Below are 5,785 nucleotides of genomic sequence, written 5' to 3'. Positions count from 1 at the left end.
TTCTTGCTTTTCGTACCAAGCTTGTGTTCTGAGATGGAGAGCTTTATTGTAAACCAATCTTACACAGCCCAAAGTGCGCCGCAATAGCGACTCTTGTGTTGGTGTGGGGTAAAATCGAAACGAATAGGCTTTTTCCATGTCTCACATTCTAACACATATTTTGTAAATGCGCTAAGATTTAACAGCAAAGCCGCCGTAAAACGGCGGGGTTTCAGACCCAAAATTTCCGATGAAACAGCGTTGGTATGGGCTTTTGCTGGGCCTGTCCATGGATGAATTCCCAGGCAGGAGAGGCTTCAATGTTGGGTTGCTGGAGAAAAGCGTCTAAGGGGCCAGTGATTGTAGGAGATTGCATAGTTGCCTGAGAAGCACCCAGGAAGGCGCAACGTATTTTTAGTGATTAGTTATATTATCAAACCGGCTTCATCAGGAATCATGACAATTTGACCACCCTACACTCGTCGGCGATCGCACATCTATATGGCGATCGCACTCACTCTACTCAAACTTACTTCATCCGAGCAAAATGTTCCAGTAACATCCGATGGACAAAGATGTAACCGCCGCCAACCTTTTGCAGAAAAATGCGTTCACTTGCGTAGTCGAGGAAGCGGGCATAGTTCCAAGGAATGTAATTGTTGCGGTGAAGGATGAGACGCAAGGTAAAATGTCTGATGCAGGCTAGTCCGCCACCAAAAATTAATCCCAACAGCACTCCCCATCTCAGACCAGGAGTTATGAAATCGACCAGCGAGCTTTCTCCCCCAACCGCCGGTATCTTGAGAATCCATCCCTTATAAACAATAATAATCAACTGGGTATAAAACCAATAAGTCGGAACAAAAATTAGCCAGGCGATCAACCCAGTAACTCCGACATTCATGGCTGATCTCCAAATGCCTTGGTTGGGAATAGTTTTAGTTTCTATTTCAGAGCCTTTGATGGCATTAATCAGCCCAAAGGTCAGCCCCAAACTCATCCCCAAACTCAGTCCATACCCAATCCCCCACTTCAATCCCGGTAGCTCTGTTCCATAGTTCGCAAAGACTGTACCCAGATAAAAAGGCGATCCTTCAGAACCTCTCAAAAATCCATATATTGGACCTAAAACCAACGAGAAAAGCAGTCCCCACTTTAGTCCAGAAATAAGTCCATCAAACAAATCTTTCCGTGTCTTTTTCCAAGGCCATGTTAAAGTTTCAAAAGTTTTGATTTCTGCTTTACCCCATGCCGCAATCGTTCCTACAACTAACCCCCAACGCAACGCATTAAACAGATCCCCTTTAAAAGCGGCTCCGTTATGCCAGAAGCCATACTGCTGAAGTGGATCTGAGGCGTAAATTGGCCACAAGATCGAAACGATAAGCACTGCTCCAACCAGCATACTTCCAAATCGATAAAGTCTGTTTTGAGCCTTTGTCTGCAACCAATTCGGCTGCATTTGCTCAATTAAAAAGACAGATTCAGATTCTTGCTTCATCCGTTGTGCCAGCCAAGTTAGCCACGATTTAGCTTGCTGATTCTGATATGGAGATTTATATTCTTTGGGCTTGCCAATTTTTTCCTGGCTAAACATCCGCTTAATGTAAGCATCGAACAGATGTTCACGGCGTGCTTCCACCGAACCTGTTTGAAGTATTTCTTCCACCTTTTTGCCTTGATAAGCCAGCGTCATGATACTAAGGGTTAGAGGAGACTTCGCTAACTCTTGCAGTGCGGTATCTTCGGTCAGCAAAGTTTTGACTGCTCCTAATTGTTCACCAGCATTGTCTAAATATTGGTTAACCTGCTCAGGAGTCAGAGAGCGGATGTAGATCGCGCCTCGTAATTGCAGACGATTAGAAAGAAATTGATAATCTGCAATCCGACTACAGATCACCATTTCAGTCAGTCCATGATCTTGCATAATAAATTGGTTGATAGCTTCGACGCAGGCTTCCCGCCGATCAGCCTTTACCTCGTCCAAACCATCCAGCAGCAGTAGCAGTTGTTGCTTTTTAACCCAGTTTTTACCAACTTCTTTGGAAACTCCGTATTTGCTCCAAAGTTCTTGCACGAGCCAATCTGCTATCGTTTGTTGCTTACTTCCCCAAGAAGATAAGTTCAACACCACTGGAATCAGCCGACTCAAACCTCCTTCAGCACGAGCAATCAAATTCTGTGCCAGTTTCAGGAGGGTTATGGTTTTTCCAGCCCCTGGTTCTCCCAAAATCAGCAGGGTTCGTCCCTCTCCTATTTGATTGAAGACCTCAGTTGCATCTGTTCCTGTCGGCAAAATTTGTCTGGACTCTTCTGGTAGTTCCTCGAAGCCACTAAATGGAAGCTTTACTGCATCTGATCGTTTTTCCAGACCGAGTTCAATCATTGCCTTGGTATGCAATGACTTTTCTAAAACCCCTTCGATCCAATATTGTTTGACTTTACTGAGTAAAACTCTCCTATCAGAGAATTCAGCCTTAGTCTGTTCGTCAATAACAGGTGCGGGGTAATGATTATTGAAATAATTATTAATGTCTCCGATATTCCCTTGGTTTCCTTGGATATTTCCCTGAAGGTTATCTCCAGATGTCTCGAAAGAATTGCGAACTTTATCGTCAGTCATTTTGTAGTCCATCCTGATTAATTAAAAGTTTGATTAATATTTCCGATATCCCCTTGGTTTCCTTGGATATTTCCCTGAACTGTACCCCCAGAAATTTGAACACTAAACTTGCCCTCGGCTGCTTCTTGAGGCTTTAATTGTTCCAGTAACTTTTGAGCCAATTTAATAATTTCTTCGTCCTTATCAGCCCCAATCTCAATTAATTCATCCTCTAAAAGAGCTTTTGTTTTTTCGGGCTTCTGTTCGTACTTATCCAGAATAGTAGCTGAATCTGATTTGCCTTGGCTCTCAAACTTACGCTTAATCAAAGCTTTCAAGCCATTGTAAGCATCTTGAGCCACATCACCAGCAGGTTTTGCTACGCCCTCTACCAAGGCTGAAAGGACAGGTTTTGCTGCGTCAGATGCCAATGCTGTAAGAATAATAGTAATTGGATCCATAATTCATCCTCTCTTGTGTGCGTTTTGATTGTTTCTTAAAGACATCCCAGTAAACAGAAAAAGACTAATGAAGTATTGAATTGTCAAGTTGGCTTTAATATTCTTCTCTACTGCCACCATTTACTGCTTGAATTGTTACAATTTTATCAGAACTTAGATCTCGATAAGATTCTTCCAGTTTCTGAAGTTTGTTTAGCTGAAATTCCTCAAATTTTTCAAGTGCCATCCAACGAGATTCTAAGATTTTCTGTAGTTCAGATACACGGTATTCCTTGATTTTTTGAATTTCTTCAAGTTGAATACTGTAATATCTTTCCTTTTTAAAGGCGGCACTTATTTGATTTATTTTGCCATCTTTTTTGTTGAGACTTTTTTGTTGAAGGAAAAAACATAATCCATACCCGACACCCAGCCCAGTAACAGAACCAACTATCAGAACAATCAATAATTCCATAATTCCTCCAGAAGTATTTAGAACTAGCAGATTTTCAAATTTTGACCGCGCCAAGGATAAGTTAGTTGACATTTAAATTTCTCGTTAAAACAGGGCAGAATGCAGTGTACAAAAAAGGAAACCCTGTCTCAAATTTAAAGATGCAACCGCTTATCTCACTGCAACCATTCATGCCATAGCAGTCGATAATCGAAGCGGGTACCGTGATTCATTTTGTACTGGGGAGAGCGCTTCAAGAGCGCCATCAACTCTTTAAACTCTTGGGAGTCAAAAATCACGTTGCACCCGGCACTCCAATGTTCAATCGAGTCTTTACTGGCACGCCCGCGCCACCCCGTTGTCTTGGTAGTATGCAGGTTGACTCCATTGCCTTGCTCCAAGGTTTCCTTATCATCTCGCTGAAAATTTTTATTGGTATCTCGCACTAACCGTGCTTTACCTGCTTGCACCAGCGCCTCGTACCCTTTATGCAGTCCGAATTGCCACAAATCTTCATGAAATCCAAGAGCTAATCGGGCTACACCGTTAGTACCTTTAATGGGGTTGAAGGTGTAAGATTTTCCAGGCTCAGTTGTCCCCAAATACAAGCACTTAAACTCCCAATCCCCATCTTCTTTGGCAATCACCCCAATGGAATCGTTCCACTTGTCTGGAGTTGTATCCTTGGCATAAGCGCCTACGCGATTGCTTTTCGGAGACAACCCACTAATTCCCACCAAATTCCACTCATCTTCCCGCAAGGGATATCTCCTTTTCTCACAAGCCTGGGCTACTTGCTCTGCCAAAGTTTCAGCTTTAGCAGACTTATGAGTAGTGCCGTTCGTCCCGTTACCGTTAGATGATTCCTGGACGAACTTAAAATGTTCGTGCCACAAATACCAAGTGTTGCGTCCGGCGAACTTAATATCTCCATCTCGGTCGCCAAAAGTTACCTTGATATGTCCCTTCTCTTCGGCATGGGTAAGAATAGGAAATTCACACCCTACTGGCATAGCAACTTTCTCTTTATTCTCCTCTAATTGAGCGTGGCTGCAAGTCTTGATTTTGAGGTAGGTAGGCTGAGTAATCTGAAGGCGGTTGCTTTGGACGGGCTTGATGGTATTCGCCTCTTTGATAATTGCTCCATCGGGTTTCAGAAACAAGGCTTTTTCTGAATTGCGCCGCCGCACTAATCCTGGCAGAGTCCTCCCGCCACCTTTTACCCATTTGTCAAACTCTGCGGCTGCCCCTGTGTAATTGCTACTGTTGAGTTTTTGGAGCATAGTGCTTCCGCCAAATCCATTTGTTTCTAACCCTACGTTGTAAGCAAAGCAGACTAAGGCACTAAACTGATTACTCCCCAATTTCACATTAACCCGCCGTTCTACTCCATCTTCAAATTTCTTGACATCTTCTAGCAACCACTGCTCTGCTGTTTTCTTGTCAATAACCATTCCCGATCTTACACGAGTGCCCGTCGTTCCATAGCCAATGGTGAGAACTCCAGCAGGGCAGATGTAAGCTTTGTCGCGGAATCCTTCAAAATGCTTGATGATATCTAGTCCTTCTTGGTTGATATCCATGATTAAAATCCTCCAGGGTTAATATTGTCCTAGGTTAATATTGTCCTTCGTCAGAAGATTGAGATTGTTGTTTTATTCGTTCGCTTGCTATTTGTTGCAAGCATTGGGGTTGCTGGCGAGCAATGACGGCTCCTGCTCCTCCTGTTACCACTCCACCTGCAAGGGCAGCCATTTTCACATTTTCTGGGGCATTAGAAAACATGATGATCATAGGAAGGATTGCCCCCGCGATGGAAACTATTGAGCCACTTATGGTAGAAAATAGATCATTGTGGGCAGCAGCTTTTGCCAGAATTTCATCTGTTGTGGTGTTAGGATCTTTTTTGAATTGGGAGATCATGGGTTGTGTCCTCATGGGTTTAAGATAGAGTTAGGCATTTTGTCTTCCTTCTGCTCGTTAGTAGTTGTGAGCAAAATCAACTTATACACTTACGGCTCTAAATTCCTAGATAGGGTTTGCTGAATAAATCTAAAAATCTTGTTGGATAAGGTTTTTAGACTTTTTTTCTCTCAAAAATTGCCGACCATTGGAGTGATTGGGGGGAAAATTCCGGGACTTTTTCCCTGAAAATTAGGTAGTTGACCACCTGAAAATCGATAAAACCCCACACCCCACACCCCACACCCCACACCCCACACCCCACACCCCACACCCTGCCACCACCGAAAAACTTTTTCAGCAAGCCCTAGATATTCCATAGCCCAGCAGGGATGATCTGTTCTAAGG

Annotated in this window: 7 protein-coding genes; all 7 read right to left on the bottom strand. The window is 43.4% G+C overall.

The annotated features are described in order from the left end of the window. A partial coding sequence (locus IM477_RS10545) for a helix-turn-helix domain-containing protein (RefSeq protein ID WP_071824996.1) occupies positions 1-138 on the bottom strand: 138 nt, incomplete at its 3' end. 370 nt (positions 139-508) lie between these two features. Further along, positions 509-2,602 carry an NACHT domain-containing protein gene (locus tag IM477_RS10540; RefSeq protein WP_287731656.1) on the bottom strand — a complete coding sequence of 698 codons (2,094 nt, stop codon included), beginning with the start codon at positions 2,600-2,602 and terminating at the stop codon, positions 509-511. A gap of 17 nt (positions 2,603-2,619) precedes the next feature. Further along, entirely contained in the window at positions 2,620-3,042 is a 423-nt protein-coding gene (locus IM477_RS10535; protein WP_287731655.1) for a Het-E N-terminal domain-containing protein, read from the bottom strand. Between the two features lie 94 nt (positions 3,043-3,136). After that, a complete protein-coding gene (locus IM477_RS10530) occupies positions 3,137-3,568 on the bottom strand; it encodes a hypothetical protein (RefSeq protein ID WP_125730992.1) in 432 nt (143 codons plus the stop codon). 83 nt (positions 3,569-3,651) lie between these two features. Next, positions 3,652-5,058: a lysozyme gene (locus tag IM477_RS10525; RefSeq protein ID WP_287731653.1), complete on the bottom strand. Its 1,407-nt coding sequence runs from the start codon at positions 5,056-5,058 to the stop codon at positions 3,652-3,654. A 34-nt stretch (positions 5,059-5,092) separates the two neighbouring features. Then, positions 5,093-5,398 carry a hypothetical protein gene (locus IM477_RS10520; protein ID WP_002796230.1) on the bottom strand — a complete coding sequence of 102 codons (306 nt, stop codon included), beginning with the start codon at positions 5,396-5,398 and terminating at the stop codon, positions 5,093-5,095. A gap of 154 nt (positions 5,399-5,552) precedes the next feature. After that, complete coding sequence (locus IM477_RS10515) at positions 5,553-5,741, bottom strand: hypothetical protein (protein ID WP_287731651.1); 189 nt, start codon at positions 5,739-5,741, stop codon at positions 5,553-5,555. Positions 5,742-5,785 lie beyond the last annotated feature (44 nt).

Source organism: Microcystis sp. M090S1, assembly GCF_020246295.1.
Taxonomy (GTDB): Bacteria; Cyanobacteriota; Cyanobacteriia; order Cyanobacteriales; family Microcystaceae; genus Microcystis; species Microcystis aeruginosa.
This window is presented reverse-complemented; position numbering and strand designations above follow the sequence as displayed.

Coding starts and splice junctions, on each gene's coding strand:
- IM477_RS10540 (WP_287731656.1), bottom strand. CDS start 2,602: ATGACTGACGATAAAGTTCGCAATTCTTTCGAGACATCTGGAGATAAC.
- IM477_RS10535 (WP_287731655.1), bottom strand. CDS start 3,042: ATGGATCCAATTACTATTATTCTTACAGCATTGGCATCTGACGCAGCA.
- IM477_RS10530 (WP_125730992.1), bottom strand. CDS start 3,568: ATGTCAACTAACTTATCCTTGGCGCGGTCAAAATTTGAAAATCTGCTA.
- IM477_RS10525 (WP_287731653.1), bottom strand. CDS start 5,058: ATGGATATCAACCAAGAAGGACTAGATATCATCAAGCATTTTGAAGGA.
- IM477_RS10520 (WP_002796230.1), bottom strand. CDS start 5,398: ATGATCTCCCAATTCAAAAAAGATCCTAACACCACAACAGATGAAATT.